Here is a 19,239-nt window from a genome sequence, read left to right on the forward strand (position 1 = left end):
CCGGAGCCCCGGAGCCGACATCGACGACGATGCCGGCACCCTCATGGCCGAGAATGGCCGGAAACAGGCCTTCAGGATCGGCGCCCGACAGGGTGAAATCGTCGGTGTGGCAGATGCCCGTCGCCTTGACCTCGACCAGCACTTCGCCGGCCCGCGGCCCTTCCAGCTGCACGGTCATCACTTCCAGCGGTTTTCCGGCCTGAACGGCAACGGCGGCGCGAACGTCCATCTTCACATCTCCCTGTCGATTTTTGTTGGTTCCCAGCTGATTTATCGGGCTGAGCTTGGCATGGTCGGCGAACTCGGCTCAAGCGAAAACGGCCGGTCGCCCGGTCTTTTCCTCTCAGGCGAATTCCATGATCACGGCATCGACGGCCAGGCTTTCGCCGGCCGCGGCATTGATCTTCGAGATGACGAGATCGCGGTCGGCGCGCAGCACGTTTTCCATCTTCATCGCTTCGACGATCGCAAGCGTCTCACCGGCCTTGACCTCCTGGCCCTCGGCAACCGCGATGGCGACGACGAGGCCAGGCATCGGGCAGAGCAGGAGCTTGGAGGTATCGGGCGGCAGTTTCACCGGCATCAGCCTGTCGAGCTCGGCATGACGCGGCGAAAAGACCTTGGTAATCACTGAAAGCCCCTGCCAGTCGATACGCAACCCGTTCAGAACGGGGCGAATCTGCGCGGTGATGTCGCGACCGCCGACCTTGCCGCTCCAGACAGGATCCCCCGGTCTCCAATCGGTGACAACACTCTTGCTCTCGCCCTCTATCGCCCCCTCGATCGCGATGTCCATATCGAAGGGGATAGTGACGAGGCCGTCGAGCAATCTTGCAGCGACGTGGTTGTCGCCGATCTTGACCACCCATTCCTCGCGCAGCGCGCCCGATGCGGCGCGCAGACGATCGGCGAAACGTTCGCGGCGGTTTGTCTCGATCAGCGAGGCGGAGAGGGCGATGCCGGCAAGCACGGCTTCTTCCGCCGGGTCCGGTTTCATCGGCGCAAAACCATCGGGATATTCCTCGGCGATGAAGCCTGTGGACAGCCGGCCCTCGCGCCAGCGCGGATGTTTCATCAGCGCCGACAGGAAAGGCACATTGTGCTCGATGCCATCGACGACGAAGCCGTCGAGCGCCCGGCCCATGGCGTCGATCGCCTCGGGCCGGGTCGGCGCCCAGGTGCAGAGCTTGGCGATCATCGGATCGTAGTACATCGAAATCTCGGCACCCTCGAAGACGCCGGTATCGTTGCGGATAACGACATTGCCGGTCCTGCCTTCCGCCGGCGGGCGGTAACGCGTCAGGCGGCCGATCGAGGGCAGGAAGTTGCGGTAGGGATCTTCGGCATAGAGCCGGCTCTCAATCGCCCAGCCGTCGAGCCTGATGTCCTCCTGAGCAAAGGGAAGGGGCTCTCCGGCTGCCACCCGGATCATCTGCTCGACGAGATCGATACCGGTGACGAGTTCGGTCACGGGATGCTCGACCTGCAGGCGGGTGTTCATTTCTAGGAAATAGAAATTGCGGTCGCGGTCGACGATGAATTCGACGGTGCCGGCGCTCTGGTAATCGACGGCCTTCGCCAACGCCACCGACTGTTCGCCCATGGCCTTACGGGTGGCTTCATCGAGGAAGGGCGAGGGCGCCTCTTCCGCGACCTTCTGGTTCCGCCGCTGGATCGAGCATTCGCGCTCGCCGAGATAGACGACGTTGCCATGCGCGTCGGCCAGCACCTGGATCTCGATATGGCGCGGCTCGACGACGAACTTCTCGATGAAGACGCGGTCGTCGCCGAAGGAGCTTTTTGCCTCCGAGCGGGCGCGCTCGAAGCCGTCACGCACATCAGCCTTGTTCCAGGCGATGCGCATGCCCTTGCCGCCGCCACCCGCCGACGCCTTGATCATGACAGGATAGCCGATCTCGCCAGCGATCACTTCCGCATGGGCGGCATCTTCGATGATGCCGAGATGGCCCGGCACGGTGGAGACACCGGCGGCATTGGCGAATTTCTTCGATTCGATCTTGTCGCCCATCGCCATGATGGCCTTCGGCTTCGGGCCGATGAAGACGATGCCCTGCTTTTCGAGTTCAGCGCAGAAGGAGGCGCGTTCGGAGAGGAAGCCGTAACCGGGGTGGACGGCCTCGGCCCCCGTCGCCTTGCAGGCGGCGATGATCTTTTCGGCGACGAGATAACTCTCCGACGCCGCCGCCGGGCCGATATGCACAGCCTCGTCAGCCATCTCGACATGCAGCGCGTCCCGATCCGCATCCGAATAGACCGCGACGGTCAGAATCCCCATGCGGCGCGCAGTCTTGATCACGCGGCAGGCAATTTCGCCGCGATTCGCGATCAGGATTTTCTTGAACATGGAGACTCCACCCAGAAATGCATCCCGGAGTTTTACGCACAAAACACCGGAACGCACAATCAGGCTTGCGGAGCGTCAGGCGACGGCAGCTTCGGAGACAGGTTCCTCGTCGACGATGCGCAGCCAGCGGCTGCGACGCGGCTCGGCATAATCGCGCAGCTCGACGGCAGCCATGATCCCCGCCCAGTGCGGATGATTGGCGCCGGACAGCGTTGCCTGCTCGATCTGCTGGAGAACGCCGTATTCGACCGACGAGACGGGGATGATGCCGCCTTCGGCGACGCTTCTGAAGATGCGCATTGCGTAGTCGACGTCCTGGCGGGTGATGCCCCGGCGATCGATGGCGCGCGACAGCTTGTAGCCACCGATATTGTCGGTGATCGCCAGACGAAGCTGATCGAGGGCAAGCGCTCTCAACTCAACTGGGACATCGGTCGAAATCTCCATAACGTGGAGAATGAGCTCGAGCTCGAGCGCCGAGTTGACGACACCATTGGTCGTGAACATGCGCATGATCCAGGCGACGTTGATTTCATCCAGCGAGCCCTGCGGATAGGTGTAATGGACGATGAAACCGGCGAGCTGCTCCACGAAGAAAGCGTTCCAGTCGGCACATTTTTCAGGGCAGGAATTGTTGAGCGCCAACATCGCCACGACGTCGTCGGATGTCCGGATACCCTCCGGAAAACTATGTTTGCGCAGCAGTACTATATCTTCGGCCGTCAGCCGATGCTTGCCGGCCACGACACAGGCCGGAAAAGCGAGACGAAATTCGCTCATGTTTTAACTCCAGGCTTCATCATGAAACCGGAGACAGTTTTAGCGCCTGCGAATTGACGATCCCTCAAGAAGAGGAGTTAATCTGATATTCCCGAGGTCAGGAAGATTTTAACGTTTGCGCCTGCAGCCGCTCGCGCCAGATGATGAAAAGGCCTGATGCAACGATGATGAAGATGCCGATCCATTTGGAAAAGCTCGGGAAATCGTTGAACAACGCATAGCCGAGAACGGTCGCCGAGATAATCTCGAAGTACTGGAACGGCGCAAGCAGCGACAGCGGAGCGAGGCGGAAAGCCCGGACCACGAGCATATGCGCATATCCCGAGATCGAGCCGAGGGCGAGAAGCAGGATAAGGCCGAGACCGGAGGAGGGCAGAGAGACGGCAAAATCGGCATTGCCGAAACTGTTTCCGACGAAAAGCGCAGCCGCCATGAAGATCGTTCCGCCGATGCCGGCCATCGTCTGCATGGTCAGCGGCGAATCGGCCTCGCCAATGGCGCGGTTGAGGAAGAGATAGAGCGAGAACAGAAAGGCGCAGGCGACCGGGAGCAGCGCCTTCAGCCCGAAGATCTCGTAGCTTGGCTGAATGACGATCATTGCGCCGCCGAAGCCGACGATGATCGCCATCCAGCGCCGCCAGCCGACCTTGTCGCCGAGAAACAGTGCCGACATCGCGGTCAGCATGAAGGGCTCGACGAAATAGATGGCGAAGACATCGGCGAGCGGCATGTATTTGACGGCGACGAAGAAAAGCAGGCTCGCAGCGCCATGCAGCACGCCGCGCAGCAGATTCATCCATGGCCGTTTGGCCGAAAGCGCCTTAAGCCCGAAGAGGGCGAAAAGAATCGGCAGGGTACAGGCGATCTGAAAGAAGAATCGGTAGAAGGTCACCTGGCCCGGCGACATCGCCTCGAAGGTCGCCATGTATTTGGCGATCGCATCCATGGTCGGCAGGATGAGCATGGCGCCGGACATGATGGCCATGCCCTGCAGGGAATTTTGATGGGGCTCTGACATGGCTGCTGATTCTTGCGAGGATGACGCCATCAATCACGGGAAAGCCAGGCAATCAAGCCAAGCAACCGCAAATAGCTTCGAGGTGAAATCGAAATCATCGCTTAGAGAGCGTTTCCCTGAAGGGAAATGGTGCGGTCGAGAAGACTCGAACTTCCACGGGTTGCCCCACAGCGACCTCAACGCTGCGCGTCTACCAATTCCGCCACGACCGCATCGTGGTAGGTGCCGATTTGCGTCGGCGGGGCAGCATGTAGCAAAAGCATCTGGGGTGCACAAGGGCGATATGACAGTTTTTTTGAAAACCGCTCACAGCATTTGAATTGGCCCCGAAACAGGTCCATATAGCTGTCCTGCCGCCCCTTTTCGCAGGCATTTCGGGGAGAGCGGCAAGGAATGACCATGCTTCGCACCGATCTCGAATTCTCTATGCTTCCCCGACTCGGAACCCGGCCGGTACGCTGGCGCATCGCCGATGGCCTCGTTCCCTATGAGGAGGCGGTGGAGACGATGGAGCGCGAGGTGGCGGTGATATCAGATGGCGGCGATGAACTCGTCTGGCTCGTCGAACATCCGCCGCTCTATACTGCCGGCACCAGCGCCAATGCGAGGGACCTCGTCCAGCCGAACCGGTTTCCGGTCTTTGCGACAGGGCGTGGCGGTGAATATACCTATCATGGACCCGGCCAGCGCGTCGCCTATGTCATGCTCGACCTGAAAAGGCGGCGCCAGGACGTGCGCGCCTTTGTCGCTGCCCTTGAAGATGTCGTCATCCGCACGCTCGACATGATGAATGTCCGCGGTGAGCGACGTGAAGATCGCGTCGGCGTCTGGGTGCGCCGGCCGGAAAAGCCGTTGCTGGCCGATGGGACGATGGCCGAGGACAAGATCGCCGCTCTCGGCATAAGGCTGCGGAAATGGGTGACCTTCCACGGACTGTCGCTCAACGTCGATCCGGATCTTGATCATTTCGGCGGCATCGTGCCCTGCGGGATATCAGCCTATGGCGTGACCAGCCTCGTCGATCTTGGCCTGCCTGTGATGATGGCTGATGTCGATATCCGGCTGCGCACGGCCTTCGAAGCGGTTTTCGGGGAAACGATGGGAGAAACCTGACCCTTTGGGGAACGGCTCGCCGAGCGTCTAGAGATGGATTGAAAAAGAGAAGGGCCGGTTTCCGGCCCTTTCTTTTATCGGATCAATGGGTTGCGCGGCATGCTTCAGTGCGGGAAGCGCCGCTGTCGGCACCCTTGGTATGGGAGCCCTTCGGGCCGATCATGCTATGGCATGGGGGCAGCGGCGTGATGCTGGCCGTTGCGGTCTTGTCGACGGCAGGGGCTGCCATGGCGCTCGGTGCGAAGCCGTCGCTGTCATTGGTGTAGTCGCTGGAATAGGACGGAGCCTTGCGGCTGCTGTAGTGCACTGGGGCCGGCTTCGAGGTGGGGCTCGGCGCGAAGCCGTCGCTGTCGTTGGTGTAGTCGTCGGAATAGGTCGGCTGGGCGAAGGCAGCGCCTGCAAGGCTGACGGCGAACAGGGACGCGGCAAGGGCAAATTTGATGCGCATGGGTCTATCTCCTCAATCTGCTGTTGAATTCCACAACATAAACTAACCCCCGGCACACACGAGTTCGCGCCCCAATTCAGGCAATTTTGTGATAATATGGCGACGCACCCGCGACCTTTTGTCCAAATGAAATCACAGTGTTGTCAACGAAATTGACGTTCGCGTGACAGAAGCCGCCTAACAAAAATAGGCGATTGGTGTCACGAATAAGACAGCTGGTGCTGCAATCTTAAATTGTTAACTTTTGGTAATATTGGGAAAGATCACCAACGGCAGGCGGCAGCCCGCCTTCGGTTGGTGATCTGCGCCTTGGGCGTGGAAGTCAGTCGTCGTTCGGGATATGCGCATCGACACCGGTCAGCTGCAGTTTGTTGCGGACATGATGGACGCCATCGACCGAAAGCGCGCCGAGTTCGACCTTGCGAGCGATGCCGATCGTCTCCACCGACCCTTCCAGGGTGACGACGTGACCATCTGCATGAACCTCGATGCTGTCGATGTCGACCTCAGGAATGTTTTCGAGATTGTCGTTCACCCGCGCTTCGAGATCGTCGCTTTCATCGCGGTCGATCGTATCGGCGCGCAGCGAATCCTTCAGGCGATTCTCGTTGCCGTCCTCATCCGTGCCATCGACCCGGAAGCCCTTGTTGGGATCGCTGTCGAAATTGGCTGCGGTCTCGCCATAAGGGCGGTTGGCGGGGTCGGCGCCGCTGCCGTCGGCATAGGGCCAGCCGTCGTCGAGATTGCGCTCTTCGAGGTCGCGATAATCTTCCTCCCGGGAAAGCTCAGGCTTTTCCCGGGAAATCGGGGGCTTGTCACCGATTCTTGCCATTGCAGTCGCTCCTTGTTTCTTTGCTGGAAACGCCGGCAACGGCGAATGGTTCGGCATGGACGGCGATTTGTCGGCCGTGATTGTCAGCCCTGGGCCTTCTCCCATTTTTTCACGAGACGGTCGCGTTTCAGCCGTGAGAGGCGCTGTAGCCAGAAAATGCCGTCGAGCTGGTCGACCTCGTGCTGAATGCAGATGGCAAGGAAATCTTCGGCACCGTCCTCGTGCATGGCGCCCTCGGCATCCTGATAGCGGAAGCGGATCGCCCGCGGGCGCGTGACCTCGTCGGTCGCACCGGGCATGGAGACGCTGCCTTCGGTATGGCTCAACGTCTCCTTCGAAAACCAGGTGATATGAGGATTGACGTAGAGGCGCACGCCGTCGGCCTTGTCGAGTTCCAGCACCGTGACACGGTTGAAGACACCGATATGGGCGGCGGTGATGCCGACGCCAGGGGCAGCGCGCATCGTCACCAGCAGGTCGTCGGCAAGCGCGGCGAGCGAGGAATCAAAGGCCGTCACCGGTGCGCAGACAGTCTTCAGGCCCGGATGTGGATAGCGCAAAATTGGACGGATGGGCATGGGGCAGGCTTCCTCTGCTTGGACGGGTGAGGAAACTATCGCCGGCCACGAGCATTGTCATCACGAAGCGCGGTTTGCCGCTTTACGACACGGGTGCTTTGGGCTAGCAGGGGCCAAGAATTCCGGCTGCGGGAGCCTCGCGCAGGATTCGCTTATCCGCTTGTTGATAATGTGTTTTCAGCCGACATTTGCGAATGCGGCGCGGCAGTCGTTGAAATTCGAACCAGATGCGAGGGCGGCAGATGACGACGACCGATGAGGAAGACCGAATCCGCAGGCGTCCCGATGACGAGGACGCTGATATCTACGACGAGGACGGCAATGTCCGCAGCGATTTCCTGGCGCTCGTCGGTGCTGCGATCGCCGATCGCGACACGCTGTTCCTGCGTCAGAACGTTGCTCGCCTGCATGAATCGGAAATAGGCGACCTGTTGGAATCGATCCAGCCGGATCAGCGCCTGGCGCTGGTGCGCCTGCTCGGCGACGATTTCGACATGACGGCGCTGACCGAGGTCGACGAGGCGATCCGCCGCGAGATCGTCGACCAGATGCCGAACGCGCAGATCGCCGCCGCGATCGGCGAGCTCGATTCGGACGATGCCGTCTACATTCTCGAGGACCTCGACAAGGAAGACCGGGAGGAAATCCTTGCCCAGCTGCCGTTTACCGAACGGGTGCGGCTGCGCCGGGCGCTCGACTATCCCGAAAGCTCGGCCGGGCGCCGCATGCAGACGGAATTCGTCGCCGTGCCGCCGTTCTGGACAGTCGGCCAGACGATCGACTACATGCGCGACGAGGAGGATCTGCCCTATTCCTTCTCGCAGATCTTCGTCATCGATCCGACCTTCAAGCTGCTCGGCGCCGTCGATCTCGACCAGATCCTGCGCACCAAGCGGCAGACGAAGATCGAGCAGATCATGCGCGAGACCAACCATCCGGTTCCGGCCGAGATGGACCAGGAGGAGGCGGCCCAGCTCTTCGAGCAGTACGACCTTCTCTCGGCTGCCGTCGTCGACGAAAACGGCCGGCTGGTCGGCGTGCTGACCATCGACGATGTCGTCGACGTCATCCACGAGGAGGCGGACGAAGACATCAAGCGCCTCGGCGGCGTCGGCGACGAAGAGCTGTCGGACAATGTGCTGTCGACGGTGCGTTCGCGCTTCCTGTGGCTTTTGATCAATCTCGGCACGGCGATGCTGTCGGCAAGCGTCATCGGCCTGTTCGACGCCTCGATCGAGAAGATGATCGCGCTCGCGGTGCTGATGCCGATCGTCGCCTCGATGGGCGGCAATGCCGGTACGCAGACGATGACGGTGACGGTGCGCGCGCTCGCCACTCGCGATCTCGACATCTACAATGCCGGCCGCATCATCCGCAGGGAGGCGGGTGTCGGCATCTTGAACGGCATCGTCTTTGCGACGATCATGGGCGCGATCGCCGGTACCTGGTTCCACGACTACCAGCTCGGCGGGGTGATTGCGGCGGCGATGATCATCAATCTGATAGCGGCAGCCCTTGCCGGCATCCTGCTGCCGCTGCTGCTCGACAAGATGGGGGCCGACCCGGCGATCGCCTCTTCCGTCTTCGTCACGACGGTGACGGACTGCACCGGCTTCTTCGCCTTTCTCGGCATCGCCACATGGTGGTTCGGCATCTGAACCGCCAAAAATTGACTATTACGTAAAAGTCAATATTATCGTCTGTCCGACGACGGGGAACACATGCCGGTGAACAAGTTTTATAGCATAACGGAGCTGACGCGCGAATTCGGGGTCTCGACGCGCACGCTCCGCTTCTACGAGGACGAGGGACTGATCCATCCGGAGCGGCGCGGGCGCACCCGTCTGTTCCGGCAAGCCGACCGGCGGCTCATCGCCGAAATCCTCCGCGGCCGGCGCATCGGTTTCACCATCGCCGAAATCCGTGAGATCATCCAGGTCTACAAGGAGCCGCCGGGCGAACTCGGCCAGCTGAAGCTCCTGATGAAGCGCGTCGACGAGAAGCGCGACGACCTGCGCCAGAAGCGCAAGGATATCGACGACACGCTGGCGGAACTCGACGCTATCGAAGAGACCTGCCTCGGCCGCCTCGCCGAAATCGGCGTCACCACCTGATCACGCGCCGTATTGTCGGCGAATTCATTCAGCCTCGGCGCTGCATTCGGCGGCAATGGTCTGGACCCGCTCGTCGTTCTGTATATCGATCGTGCCCGCCTGAAGCGGCGTGAACAGGGCCTGCGCCTGCAATTTCTCCTGCGTGCACCGGCAGAAGCTGCGGCAGAGCGCTTCGCCTTGCTGCATGACGCAAGAGGCGTTGCATTGCCTTAGGTAAGTCGCAACCGGATCCGGCGCCTGCGGTGGGACGACGAGGGACAGCCCATAGGCGATAGCGATCAACACCGGCTGGTGGATGAGGTAAAAGGCAAGGCTGTGGCGGCCAAGCCTTGCCGGCCACCAGGAGCCGGTGCCAATGGCGGCAAGCCGGTGCAGCAGCCGGGTTCTGATGGCGATCGAGGCGATGCTCAATCCAGCGAAGAAGGGCGTTGCCCAGGGAAATAGCGGCACGTAGTCGTTGGACCGTTCCGGCATCACCGCAAGGCCGATCCAGGCGAGATATCGGGGATCGAAGAAGGATGAGCGCAACAGGCCGGGCGGGCCGAAATTGTCGGTGATCCAGGCGGCAAAGAGCGCGAGCGTGGCGATGAGGGTGAGGGCGAGAGGCAGTCTCAAGAAAACGATGCCGATGAGCGTGAGCACCGCGATACAATGCAGGATGCCGAAGTAGATCCACTCGTCCGGCACCGCGATGCGCGTGGCGATCGAAATCACCGCGGCTGCCGCGGCAATCATGCCGAAGCGCTTCCAGAAGGAGGGCCAGCGAATCTCGGGCTTGCTCGACAGCACCAGGCTGATGCCGACGATGAAGAGAAAGGTCGTGGCGATCGCCCGGGCATAGATCTTCAGCCAGCCGGTCTCGGCCGTGCCCGGCGCGAGATAGCCCATGAACTCCATATCCCAGCTGAAATGGTAGCTCGCCATGGCGATCAGCGCGACGCCGCGCGCCGTATCCAATAGACCGATGCGCGGTGGCCTTGCCGCCGCATCGGTTTCCGTTGCCGGCAATGTCATCAAAGTCCCTCGGGCAAATCACGTCCGTCGCTCGACGGCATATCGCGGCGAATAGCAGAAAGGTGGAGATTTGATGGCGGGCCGGCATCCATGATCGCCAGTCGCGCCTCCGAGAAGAATTGCCGCCGCGCCAGCACGAAGATGACGATCGCCGTCGTCATCATGAAGACATAAGGGTTGATGAACCAGCCGAGATAACCAATCGACAGGAAGATCGCCCTGAGGCCCTCGTTGAAATTGCTGCCGGCAATGACATTCATGCGGATGACGCGTTCGGCGGCCCGCTCGGCGGCGATGATGTCGCGTTCGCTGTCGCGCATCATCGGGATCGAGCCAAAGAGAATGGTGCAGTAGTTGAACAACCGGTAGGACCAGCCGAACTTGAAGAAGGCATAGCCGAAAAGCGCTGCCAGCCCGCCGACCTTCATCTCGAAAACGGCATGGCCGCCATGGAAGACGAAGGGCAGGTCGGCGAAGACGGCGTCGACTTTCTCCGTCGCGCCGAGCAAAGCAAAGCAGCTGCCGATCGCGAAGATCGAGGTCGAAGCGAAGAAGGCGGTGCCGTTCTGCAGGCCGGCCATGATCTGCGTGTCGATCATCTTCAGGTCGCGGCGCAGCGAATTATAGATCCACTCCCGCCGCCGCTCGGTCATCGCATGGGTGAGGCTGGTGCGTCCGAAGAAGGTACGGCCACGCAGCAGCCAGGAATAGCCCATCCAGACCCAGGCAAAGAAGGCCAGAGCGATATAGTCCGCCGTCGTCATCAGTGATCCAGTCTCCGCATGAATGTGGCTAGTATGCCGCAAGTTAGATTTTGCCGCATGGCCGAGTTGGGCGGCTTGACGCGGGCTTTTGGCCATGCGGCAGTTCGGCATAATCGAGTCGTCGGGAAACGGCGAGGCGTGGTGGATAGCCGACCGGCATCTTCTGGACCTAAATGTAGCAATGCGGTGATCCGTCAGCTTGGGGATTCGGGGCAGGACCCAAAGAAGAAGAAGAAAAAGAAGAAAAAGAAGAAGAAAAGGACGGTGCTACCCCTCCAGCGCCTCAATCATCTCCACCCGCGTTGCATGCCGGCCACCCTCGAACTGGGCGGTCAGGAACGCATCCACGATATCGAGCGCCAGCCCTTCGCCCACCACGCGCACGCCAATCGAAAGCATGTTGGCATCGTTGTGCTGGCGGATCATGCGGGCTGAGAATGTGTCGACGCAGACGCCGCATCGGATGCCCTTTACCTTGTTCGCCGCCATCATGATGCCCTGGCCGGTGCCGCATAGGATGATGCCAAACCGGCAATCGCCGGAGGCGACGAGACGCGCGGCCGCTTCGCCGTGCTTAGGATAGTGTGTGCTCTTCGGCGTTGTCGGTCCGATATCGACCACTATCCAGCCTTGCGCCGCGATATGACCGGCAATGGCCTGCCGGAGCTGAATGGCGGCGTGGTCGCTGGAGAGGGCGATGCGGTTGGTGGCTGTCATGGAGAAGCGGTTCCGTTTTCCAAAGCAATTTGCCGTCTTGAAGATGCACCCTAGCGCATCGGCCCGAAAATCGGAATCGATTATCGGAAAGCGCCATGCGAGGATTGAAAGAGTTAGAGCGTCGCGATCTTTCAGATCCGCTTCTCGTGCTTGAGGCCTTTGTTTTACGCATGTCGCTGTCGCAAAACCGCTGCACAGTTTTGCGCGACATGCTTTAGCGTAACGCCAGTCTAGAGGTGCACGGGCAGGGCACCGCGTTAACCGCCTGTAAAGTCGTGATAGCCAATTGTTCAGGACTGAAAACCTGATTCAAAAGTGACCCATGAGCCGGCCGGATTACATTCCCAGTCTCGATGGCCTGCGCGGTGTCGCTGCGCTCCTGGTCATTGAAGCCCATATTGGCTTTATCTTTCCAATCACGGCGCCGCATCTCGTGACGCTGGGCGACGAAGCTGTCGGTTTGTTTTTTGCTCTCAGTGGCTTCCTGATGGCTCATCTCTATGGTTCACGGCCGGTGACGAGAGAAAACGTGTTGGATTTTCTTGTGAGCCGCTTTGCTCGCATCTATCCGGTTTACCTGGCGGCCGTCGTTTTCGTGGCGATGCTGTCGATCATGCAAAATCTGCATTTTGTTCAGCCTATCGTTGGCGTCACAGATTTTGTGCGTCATGTCTTTCTTCTCGGCTCGAGTGGTGTTTTCTGGTCAATACCACCCGAGATCCAATTCTATCTGCTCTTTCCTGTCCTGTGGCTTTGCTTGGCCCGACCGCACCGCTATAGCGGCGTGATTGTCGGCCTCACGGTGGTCGTCGTCGTGGATGGCCTGGTTGAATTGCCAGGCCCGGGAATAATGCTCGTCTCCAAGCTTCCTTACTTTCTTTTCGGCGCAATTGCCGGGATGATGCATTCCCATTGGAATAAATGGAATCCATCTGCCCTCACAGGAATTTTAACGCTTTTCCTTCTGGCGGTGTTCTTCACTTACAGGCATATCTTGTCGGGCTTTTCCCCTGAATTTTGGAGCCTGCAAAGTGCGGTGGGCGCGGCCGTCATTGTCGGGCTCGTCGCTCGACAACCGCCCATCGCTGCACATGTCCTGGCAGCTGCACCAGTACGGTTTCTAGGGAAGATCAGCTTTTCACTTTACCTTTTTCATGTCCCCATAATGTTCCTGACGCGTCTGACTTTTGATGCCTTGATGCCAGAACCGGCGCTCATCGTGGTGACGCTTTTCGTTGCGGCAATCGGGGCATGGTTCATCCACGAGACGATCGAGGTTCCCGGCCGGCGGCGGCTGGTCCAGCTATGGCAGGATAATCGCTTGCGGATGGTTCCGCGCGAAACTCCGGCTGATCAAATGGACCGCGCGATCCTCAACCTGCAAGAGATCGAAAAGCGCCTACTGAGCGGCGCAACTTCAACCATGGCCGATCAACGACAAATCTCGACGACGCCCGAACCCGATGCCGCCGACGGCACGGTCATTCAGGATAATCGCAACGGGAAGCTTCGCGCATAGCGCTCAGCTGAGTTCTTGGGCGAGCCCGATGAGAAGCCCTTCAGGCCCGCGGATGTAGCAGAGCCGATATGTGTCTTGATAATCCACTATGTCGCCTACGAGCTGCGCGCCGCGCTTGCGGAGCCTTTCAAGCGTCTCATTGATGTCGTCTACGGTGAACATGACGCGGAGGTAGCCTAGAGCGTTCACCGGGGCATTGCGGTGATCCTCGACGACAGGCGGCGTGAGAAAGCGGGAGAGCTCGAGCCGGCTGTGGCCATCAGGCGTGCGCATCATGGCAATCTCGACATGCTGATCGCCCAGTCCGGTGACGCGTCCGGCCCATTCTCCTTCGATCGTGGCCCGCCCTTCGAGCTCGAGGCCGAGTTCGCGAAAGAAATCAATCGTCACGCCGAGGTCTTCCACGACGATGCCCATATTGTCCATCCGTTTGAGCGCCATATGCCCAATCTCCCAATCTGCAAGGTGTCGTCTAGTCTAAGAACGGACAGGTTTCTCAACCTTGCCCGGCCCCCCATCCGGGGAGCCCGCATCAACGAAGGAGTTCAATTTGCCGGCGCTGTCCAGGCCGGCCTCCGTCAGTCCTGTTGCATCGACGTCTGTAGGACGTTGGGAGCCGGTGCAGACTGTCAAGATAAGGCAACCAGTTCTTCCGCCGCATAGTCTTCATCACCCCAGCGCGTACGGCCAGATCGCGATTTCGAAAATCGGATTCGATTTTCGGAAAGGATTATGCGCAAGCTCAACGTGCTAGCGCGTCCTATTGGAGTCGCGGCGCTCTAGTCTGCAGTCCGAATGTCGCACCGGCTCCATGCGATGTCGGTGCGCCGCACGGATTCGAAACCGGCCTCGCTTAAGCTTGCATCCTCATATTCAGAAGGCGCACCCATGTTTCTCTCGGTATTCGATGTCTTCAAGATCGGTGTCGGGCCGTCGAGCTCGCACACGATGGGTCCGATGTCGGCGGCCAACCGGTTTCTCGAGCTGATCCTGTCGAACGAATGGCCGCGCCCGTCATCGGGTGCACAGGTCACAGCGATCAAGGTCAGCCTGCACGGCTCGCTCGCCCATACCGGTATCGGCCACGGCACGGGCAGGGCTGTCATTCTCGGGCTGATGGGCGAGGCACCCGACAGCGTCGATCCCGACAAAATGGACGGCATCGTCGACACGGTAGAGCGCACCGGCCGCATCACGCCGGAGGGCCATCCCGGCTATCAGTTCCAGCCGAAAACCGACCTGATCTTCGACAAGAAACAGCCGCTGCCGGGGCATGCCAACGGCATGGTCTTTTCCGCCTATGACAGGGACGGCCGGCTGCTCGTCAAGCGCATCTATTATTCGGTCGGCGGCGGCTTCGTCGTCACTGACACCGAGCTCGAGCAGATGCGGGCGAAGAAAAACGCGGCTGGTGGGACGCGCGTGCCCTATCCCTTCTCCACCGCCAAGCAGATGCTCGAGATGGCGGCGCGCTCCGGGCTGTCGATCGCGCAGATGAAGCGGGCGAATGAGGAGAGCCAGCGCAGCCAGGAGGAGCTCGATCAGGGGCTCGACCGCATCTGGGAGGCGATGCGCTCCTGCATCGAGCGCGGCCTCAAGGTCGAGGGCATCATGCCCGGCGGCCTCAACGTCAAGCGGCGCGCCCGCAGGATTCACGACAAGCTGGAAGAGGAATGGCGCAGCAACCGCATCAACCCGCTGCTCGCCAACGACTGGCTGAGCGTCTATGCGATGGCGGTCAACGAGGAGAATGCAGCCGGCGGGCGCGTCGTCACGGCGCCGACCAACGGCGCGGCCGGCGTCATCCCGGCGACGATCCGCTACTACGAGCATTTCCATGAGGACTGGGACCAGAACGGCATCCGCGACTATCTGCTGACGGCCGCTGCGATCGGCGGCATCATCAAGCACAATGCCTCGATCTCCGGCGCCGAGGTCGGCTGTCAGGGCGAGGTCGGCTCGGCAGCGGCAATGGCTGCCGCGGGCCTTGCCGCGGTCATGGGCGGAACGCCGGAGCAGATCGAGAACGCCGCCGAAATCGCGCTCGAACATCATCTCGGCATGACCTGCGATCCGATCGCGGGCCTGGTGCAGGTACCCTGCATCGAGCGCAACGCGCTCGGCGCCGTCAAGGCCGTCACGGCAGCCTCGCTCGCCATCAAGGGCGACGGCCAACATTTCGTGCCGCTCGACGCCTGCATCGAAACAATGCGCCAGACCGGGCACGACATGAGCGAGAAATATAAGGAAACCTCGACCGGGGGGCTCGCCGTCAACGTCGTCGAATGCTGAGTTTGTGGATGCTTGATGCTTGAAGCTTGACGCTCGCTGCCAAAAGGATTTCAACGGCAGCATGGCATTGCATCTCATCAAACTCTGTGTCGGCGCCGACTCGATAGACGATCTGCGCGATTGGGTGGCGGAACGCTCACTGCGCGCCATCGCCGCCGGACTCGAGCCGCATTCGGTGCATACGACGCGCATGGCGCCGAAACGGATGGAGGAGCTGCTTGACGGCGGCTCGCTCTACTGGGTGATCAAGGGGCAGGTGCAGGCGAGGCAGAAGCTGCTCGACATCGAGACCTTCACCGACGGCGAGGGGATTTCGCGCTGCCGCCTGATGCTCGGCCCGGAGGTCATCGAGACGGCCGTGCAGCCGAAGCGTCCGTTCCAGGGCTGGCGTTATTACACTGAGGATGACGTGCCGCGCGACCTGACAAGCCTTGGCGCCGGCATTGCCGAAATGCCCGCTGATCTTCGCCGCGAACTCACGGATCTTGGTCTGCTCTAATCCCGGAAAACCGGAGCCGATTTCCGGAAAGGTTTATGCGTGGATTTGAACGTCTTCCGCGCGTCCTTTCGGACGCGCGGCACTCCGCAGTTCAGCGCAAGCGCAACTGCACCGGCGCGCTGCCGTCCGGCGAGGTCACATGCAGATGGATGCGGGCTTCGGGCTGGGAGTAACGCCAGGCGCGGGCGCCATGGCAAAGCAGCAGATTGATGAGATCCCGGGTCTTCGGCGACTTCGCCTTCGGCCGCTGCAGGCCGATCTCGGCAAGGCGCAAGGCCGCCTCGTGCAGCGGATGGAGGGATGAGCGCCCTTTAGCCGCCATGCGGCGGTCGGCTGGCACTCCTGGAAAATTCTCATTGATCGCCATTGTTTTCCCCGTACGCAATACTGATCGAGTTCAAGAAAGGTGGCCGGAAACGCAAACACCGATTCCGGCCGTCACCGATGCCGCCGGCCATCTTGCAGGCAGCATCGAATAGCTCATTGGGCAGCCGCCCAGCACTTGATGCCGGCCTTCTTCAAGGCCTTGCAGGCATTGACGGCGTCGCGCTGGTCATCGAAGCCGCCGAAGCGGGCGCGATAAAGCTGGTCACCGCCAGCGGCATAGGCGACCGCGAAGGGCTTTGCCGAGGCCAGCGCCTTGCCGCCCTTGCTCTTGGCGCTTTCCAGAAGATCCATGGCCATCTGCCGGCTCGGCGAGACGCCGACCTGCACCACCCAGCCGGCCGGACCGTTGCTGGTTGAAGCAGCACGAGTCGGGGAGGGAGTGGTCGAGGCGGTTGTGACCTCATCGACCGAGGTATCGCCCTGTTCCGGCGGCATATAGGCGGGTGCCGGCGTTGGCACAGCGACCGATGCCTGCTGCTTGAAGGCCATGGTCTTGACTTTGGTCGGCGCCGGCATCGGCTGCGCGACCAGCGGATTGTCGGATTTCGATTGAGCGGTCTCGGCATAGGCGACTTCGGTTTCGGCAACCTGATAGCGCGCATCCGGCAGCGGGCCTTTGTGCGGCAGGCTGAGATCGGCAGCCGCTGCTGAAATCGGCGGCTGCGCTGCGGTGATCGTCTTTGCGACCTGCTGTTGGGCCATTTGCGGCTGAGCTTTCTGCTGGGCCTTCTGCGGCTGAACCGGAGCGGGCGTCTCGATCATCGCCGGGGCAGGGGCTGCCTGGGCGATCAGCGCCGACGATCCGCCGCGGCTCGATGCCTTCGGCAGGTAACTGGCGATCAGATTGCGCATCTGGGCATCGCGGGCAGGCGTCGAGGCGCCGCCGAGAACGACGCCGACGATCGACTTGCCGTCGACCTGCACCGAGCTCACCAGATTGAAACCGGCAGCGCGCGTGTAACCGGTCTTGATGCCGTCGACGCCGCGCACCGAACCGACCAGGCGGTTGTGACTGCGGATCGTGCGGCTGCCGAACTTGAAGGCGCGGGTGGAGAAATAGCCGTAATATTGCGGGAAATGCTGGCGAAGGGCGATGCCAAGGCGGGCCTGGTCGCGCGCCGTCGTCATCTGCGCCGTATTGGGCAGGCCGTTGGCGTTGCGATAGGTGGTGCGCGTCATGCCGAGCGCATGCGCCTTGGCGGTCATCAGCTGGGCGAAGCGATCCTCGCTGCCACCGCCCAGCATTTCGCCGAGCGCAGTTGCGGCATCATTGGCCGACAGGGTGACGAGACCGAGAATGCCCTGCTCGACGGTGATCGTGCCACCGGCGCGCACGCCGAGCTTGGTCGGCGCCTGGGCTGCCGCATGGGCGGAGAAGGGGACCGGCGTATCGAGGCGGATGCGACCCTGCTCCAACGCCTCGAAGGTCATGTATAGGGTCATCATCTTGGTCAGGGAGGCGGGGTATTGCAGCCGGTCGGCATTCTCACTGTAGAGAACGTTACCGGTCTTGGCGTCGACGACGATGCCTGCATATTTCGGATTTGCCGCTTCCGCGTCGGCATTCACCGAATCGACCAGGACGATCGTGACGGCCACCGAAAGGATCGCCAGCAGCTTTGCGAAAAAACTGCCGGATCGGGACGATGATACGGAGGAGACTGACCTTGACACTATTCCACTCTTCGCTTGCATTTCAGATATTTGGCACTTCAGATTTTGGCAGGAACCGCACACCTCCCGCCGTACAGCTCGTCTTCTAAAATTACCGGTTGGGCGTTACCAATCCGTTTATGATGAATCGTTTATTTCGCTGTCCGGAGAGCATTTTAGGGACTTGTCGCAGAACCGTTCACAAGACGCGCGTCCACAAAGGTGCGGATAGCGGCATCAATATGTTCCCAGTCGTCGAGATGGCTGCTTGAGAAACGGTAGAGAACGCTGAGATCCCTGCCGACCTTGATATCGCGCTGACAATCTCCGCCCGCAGCCTTATCCGGGGCTGACGGCAAGATGCAGCGCACGACGTAATCCGGCCCACCCTTGATGGGCGCCGTCAGCAGCACTTCATCGCCGTAACCTGCATCGGCGCGAAGACGGTGCAGCGTCAGCCCGTCCCGGAAGGACTCGGCCGGGCCTTCAAGCAGATGCGAATAGATCGGTTCCAGCCGCCCGGACATGTCGCGCGACATGGTGCTCTGGGTGATCTGCAGGAAGATCAGCCCGGAGGATTGGGCGATATCGTCGAATCGAAGGTGGTTTTCCTTGCCGTAACCCTGCATCTCAGGCCAGGCGAGGTAGAGATCGACGCGCTCGGCGGCGCCTTCGTGTCTTTGACTCGGGAAGCGGATGGCATTCTCGGGGAATTTCACGGTGTCGCGGCCGATGGCCAGCTTGATTTCAACCGTGCTGTCGGTGTTGCCGGCAAGCGAGATATGCCGGCCGAACCAACGGCCGCCAATGCTGATGGCAACAGTCAGGACCGCCAGAACGGCGATCACCGCCATCGTGCGGAGGAGAAACCCCATGGAAAGAAGCGGCTGCTCGTCGGGTGCGCTGTGCGCGGCATTGCTCATGGCGGTTCTTCGGGTTTCGGTCCGCCGCAGGAAGAACATGAGCCGCCGGTGCCGATGATGAATCTCATCGTCATGATCGGACCAGCAGGGTTAATAATTCGCTAATGCGCTGATGACGTAAGGCTCAAAAAGGAGCGAGCCGTTCCCGGGACAGCGGGAACGGCTCTTGGGCACCGGTCGGGGACGGGATGCGGGGACTGACCGGGCCGCAGGCAGCAGCCGG

20 protein-coding genes and 1 tRNA gene are annotated in these 19,239 nt (G+C 60.9%); 6 read left to right on the top strand and 15 right to left on the bottom strand.

Going from position 1 to position 19,239, the window contains the following annotated elements:
• From AC1D2N_RS31795 to AC1D2N_RS31815, 5 genes are all read right to left on the bottom strand, one after another.
• A partial coding sequence (locus AC1D2N_RS31795; RefSeq protein WP_477982686.1) for an alcohol dehydrogenase catalytic domain-containing protein occupies positions 1–229 on the bottom strand: 229 nt, incomplete at its 3' end.
• 114 nt (positions 230–343) lie between these two features.
• Complete coding sequence (locus AC1D2N_RS31800; RefSeq protein ID WP_130652459.1) at positions 344–2,365, bottom strand: acetyl-CoA carboxylase biotin carboxylase subunit; 2,022 nt, start codon at positions 2,363–2,365, stop codon at positions 344–346.
• Between the two features lie 75 nt (positions 2,366–2,440).
• Entirely contained in the window at positions 2,441–3,145 is a 705-nt protein-coding gene (locus tag AC1D2N_RS31805) for a hypothetical protein (RefSeq protein ID WP_028733758.1), read from the bottom strand.
• A 97-nt stretch (positions 3,146–3,242) separates the two neighbouring features.
• A complete protein-coding gene (locus AC1D2N_RS31810) occupies positions 3,243–4,193 on the bottom strand; it encodes a DMT family transporter (protein WP_018242140.1) in 951 nt (316 codons plus the stop codon).
• Positions 4,194–4,290: 97 nt separating this feature from the next.
• A tRNA-Leu gene (locus AC1D2N_RS31815) sits at positions 4,291–4,375 on the bottom strand.
• 181 nt (positions 4,376–4,556) lie between these two features.
• Here AC1D2N_RS31815 and lipB point away from each other — a divergent pair.
• Complete coding sequence (lipB, locus tag AC1D2N_RS31820) at positions 4,557–5,276, top strand: lipoyl(octanoyl) transferase LipB (protein WP_130652458.1); 720 nt, start codon at positions 4,557–4,559, stop codon at positions 5,274–5,276.
• A gap of 82 nt (positions 5,277–5,358) precedes the next feature.
• Here the strand turns inward: lipB and AC1D2N_RS31825 are convergent, their stop codons facing one another.
• The 3 genes from AC1D2N_RS31825 to AC1D2N_RS31835 all read right to left on the bottom strand — a co-directional run bounded on the left by AC1D2N_RS31825 (position 5,359) and on the right by AC1D2N_RS31835 (position 7,134).
• Entirely contained in the window at positions 5,359–5,724 is a 366-nt protein-coding gene (locus AC1D2N_RS31825) for a hypothetical protein (protein WP_018242137.1), read from the bottom strand.
• Positions 5,725–6,046: 322 nt separating this feature from the next.
• Positions 6,047–6,556 (bottom strand): BON domain-containing protein, encoded by a 510-nt coding sequence (locus AC1D2N_RS31830; RefSeq protein ID WP_130652457.1) that lies wholly within the window; start codon positions 6,554–6,556, stop codon positions 6,047–6,049.
• An 83-nt stretch (positions 6,557–6,639) separates the two neighbouring features.
• Positions 6,640–7,134, bottom strand: coding sequence for a peptide deformylase (locus AC1D2N_RS31835; protein ID WP_130652456.1), 495 nt, complete (start codon positions 7,132–7,134; stop codon positions 6,640–6,642).
• Positions 7,135–7,376: 242 nt separating this feature from the next.
• Here AC1D2N_RS31835 and mgtE point away from each other — a divergent pair, with 242 nt between their 5' ends.
• Positions 7,377–8,792, top strand: a complete 1,416-nt coding sequence (gene mgtE, locus AC1D2N_RS31840; protein ID WP_018242134.1) for a magnesium transporter — start codon at positions 7,377–7,379, stop codon at positions 8,790–8,792.
• A 63-nt stretch (positions 8,793–8,855) separates the two neighbouring features.
• Entirely contained in the window at positions 8,856–9,248 is a 393-nt protein-coding gene (locus tag AC1D2N_RS31845; protein ID WP_018242133.1) for a MerR family transcriptional regulator, read from the top strand.
• Between the two features lie 24 nt (positions 9,249–9,272).
• Here AC1D2N_RS31845 and AC1D2N_RS31850 read toward each other — a convergent pair whose 3' ends face one another.
• The 3 genes from AC1D2N_RS31850 to rpiB all read right to left on the bottom strand — a co-directional run bounded on the left by AC1D2N_RS31850 (position 9,273) and on the right by rpiB (position 11,743).
• Positions 9,273–10,262 carry a heparan-alpha-glucosaminide N-acetyltransferase gene (locus AC1D2N_RS31850; protein WP_130652455.1) on the bottom strand — a complete coding sequence of 330 codons (990 nt, stop codon included), beginning with the start codon at positions 10,260–10,262 and terminating at the stop codon, positions 9,273–9,275.
• Complete coding sequence (locus AC1D2N_RS31855; RefSeq protein WP_026188402.1) at positions 10,262–11,026, bottom strand: DUF599 domain-containing protein; 765 nt, start codon at positions 11,024–11,026, stop codon at positions 10,262–10,264. Before AC1D2N_RS31855 ends, AC1D2N_RS31850 begins: the two co-directional genes overlap by 1 nt.
• Before the next feature lie 267 nt (positions 11,027–11,293).
• Positions 11,294–11,743: a ribose 5-phosphate isomerase B gene (gene rpiB / locus AC1D2N_RS31860; protein ID WP_130652454.1), complete on the bottom strand. Its 450-nt coding sequence runs from the start codon at positions 11,741–11,743 to the stop codon at positions 11,294–11,296.
• A gap of 322 nt (positions 11,744–12,065) precedes the next feature.
• On the opposite strand from rpiB, the gene AC1D2N_RS31865 reads away from it, so the two are divergent.
• Entirely contained in the window at positions 12,066–13,262 is a 1,197-nt protein-coding gene (locus tag AC1D2N_RS31865; protein ID WP_130652453.1) for an acyltransferase family protein, read from the top strand.
• Positions 13,263–13,265: 3 nt separating this feature from the next.
• Here the strand turns inward: AC1D2N_RS31865 and AC1D2N_RS31870 are convergent, their stop codons facing one another.
• Positions 13,266–13,703, bottom strand: a complete 438-nt coding sequence (locus AC1D2N_RS31870) for a VOC family protein (RefSeq protein ID WP_130652452.1) — start codon at positions 13,701–13,703, stop codon at positions 13,266–13,268.
• 447 nt (positions 13,704–14,150) lie between these two features.
• On the opposite strand from AC1D2N_RS31870, the gene AC1D2N_RS31875 reads away from it, so the two are divergent.
• On the top strand, positions 14,151–15,554 hold the full coding sequence (locus AC1D2N_RS31875) for an L-serine ammonia-lyase (protein WP_028733749.1): 1,404 nt from the start codon (positions 14,151–14,153) through the stop codon (positions 15,552–15,554).
• 61 nt (positions 15,555–15,615) lie between these two features.
• Positions 15,616–16,053 carry a DUF1489 family protein gene (locus tag AC1D2N_RS31880; protein ID WP_130652451.1) on the top strand — a complete coding sequence of 146 codons (438 nt, stop codon included), beginning with the start codon at positions 15,616–15,618 and terminating at the stop codon, positions 16,051–16,053.
• 91 nt (positions 16,054–16,144) lie between these two features.
• On the opposite strand, the gene AC1D2N_RS31885 is transcribed toward AC1D2N_RS31880, so the two are convergent.
• The 3 genes from AC1D2N_RS31885 to AC1D2N_RS31895 form a co-directional block, all read right to left on the bottom strand.
• Complete coding sequence (locus AC1D2N_RS31885; RefSeq protein WP_003559631.1) at positions 16,145–16,420, bottom strand: hypothetical protein; 276 nt, start codon at positions 16,418–16,420, stop codon at positions 16,145–16,147.
• 113 nt (positions 16,421–16,533) lie between these two features.
• Complete coding sequence (locus AC1D2N_RS31890; RefSeq protein ID WP_130652450.1) at positions 16,534–18,135, bottom strand: serine hydrolase; 1,602 nt, start codon at positions 18,133–18,135, stop codon at positions 16,534–16,536.
• A 134-nt stretch (positions 18,136–18,269) separates the two neighbouring features.
• Positions 18,270–19,055, bottom strand: a complete 786-nt coding sequence (locus tag AC1D2N_RS31895) for a hypothetical protein (protein ID WP_130652449.1) — start codon at positions 19,053–19,055, stop codon at positions 18,270–18,272.
• Positions 19,056–19,239: the final 184 nt, after the last annotated feature.

Source organism: Rhizobium sp. P1_B8, assembly GCF_056406515.1.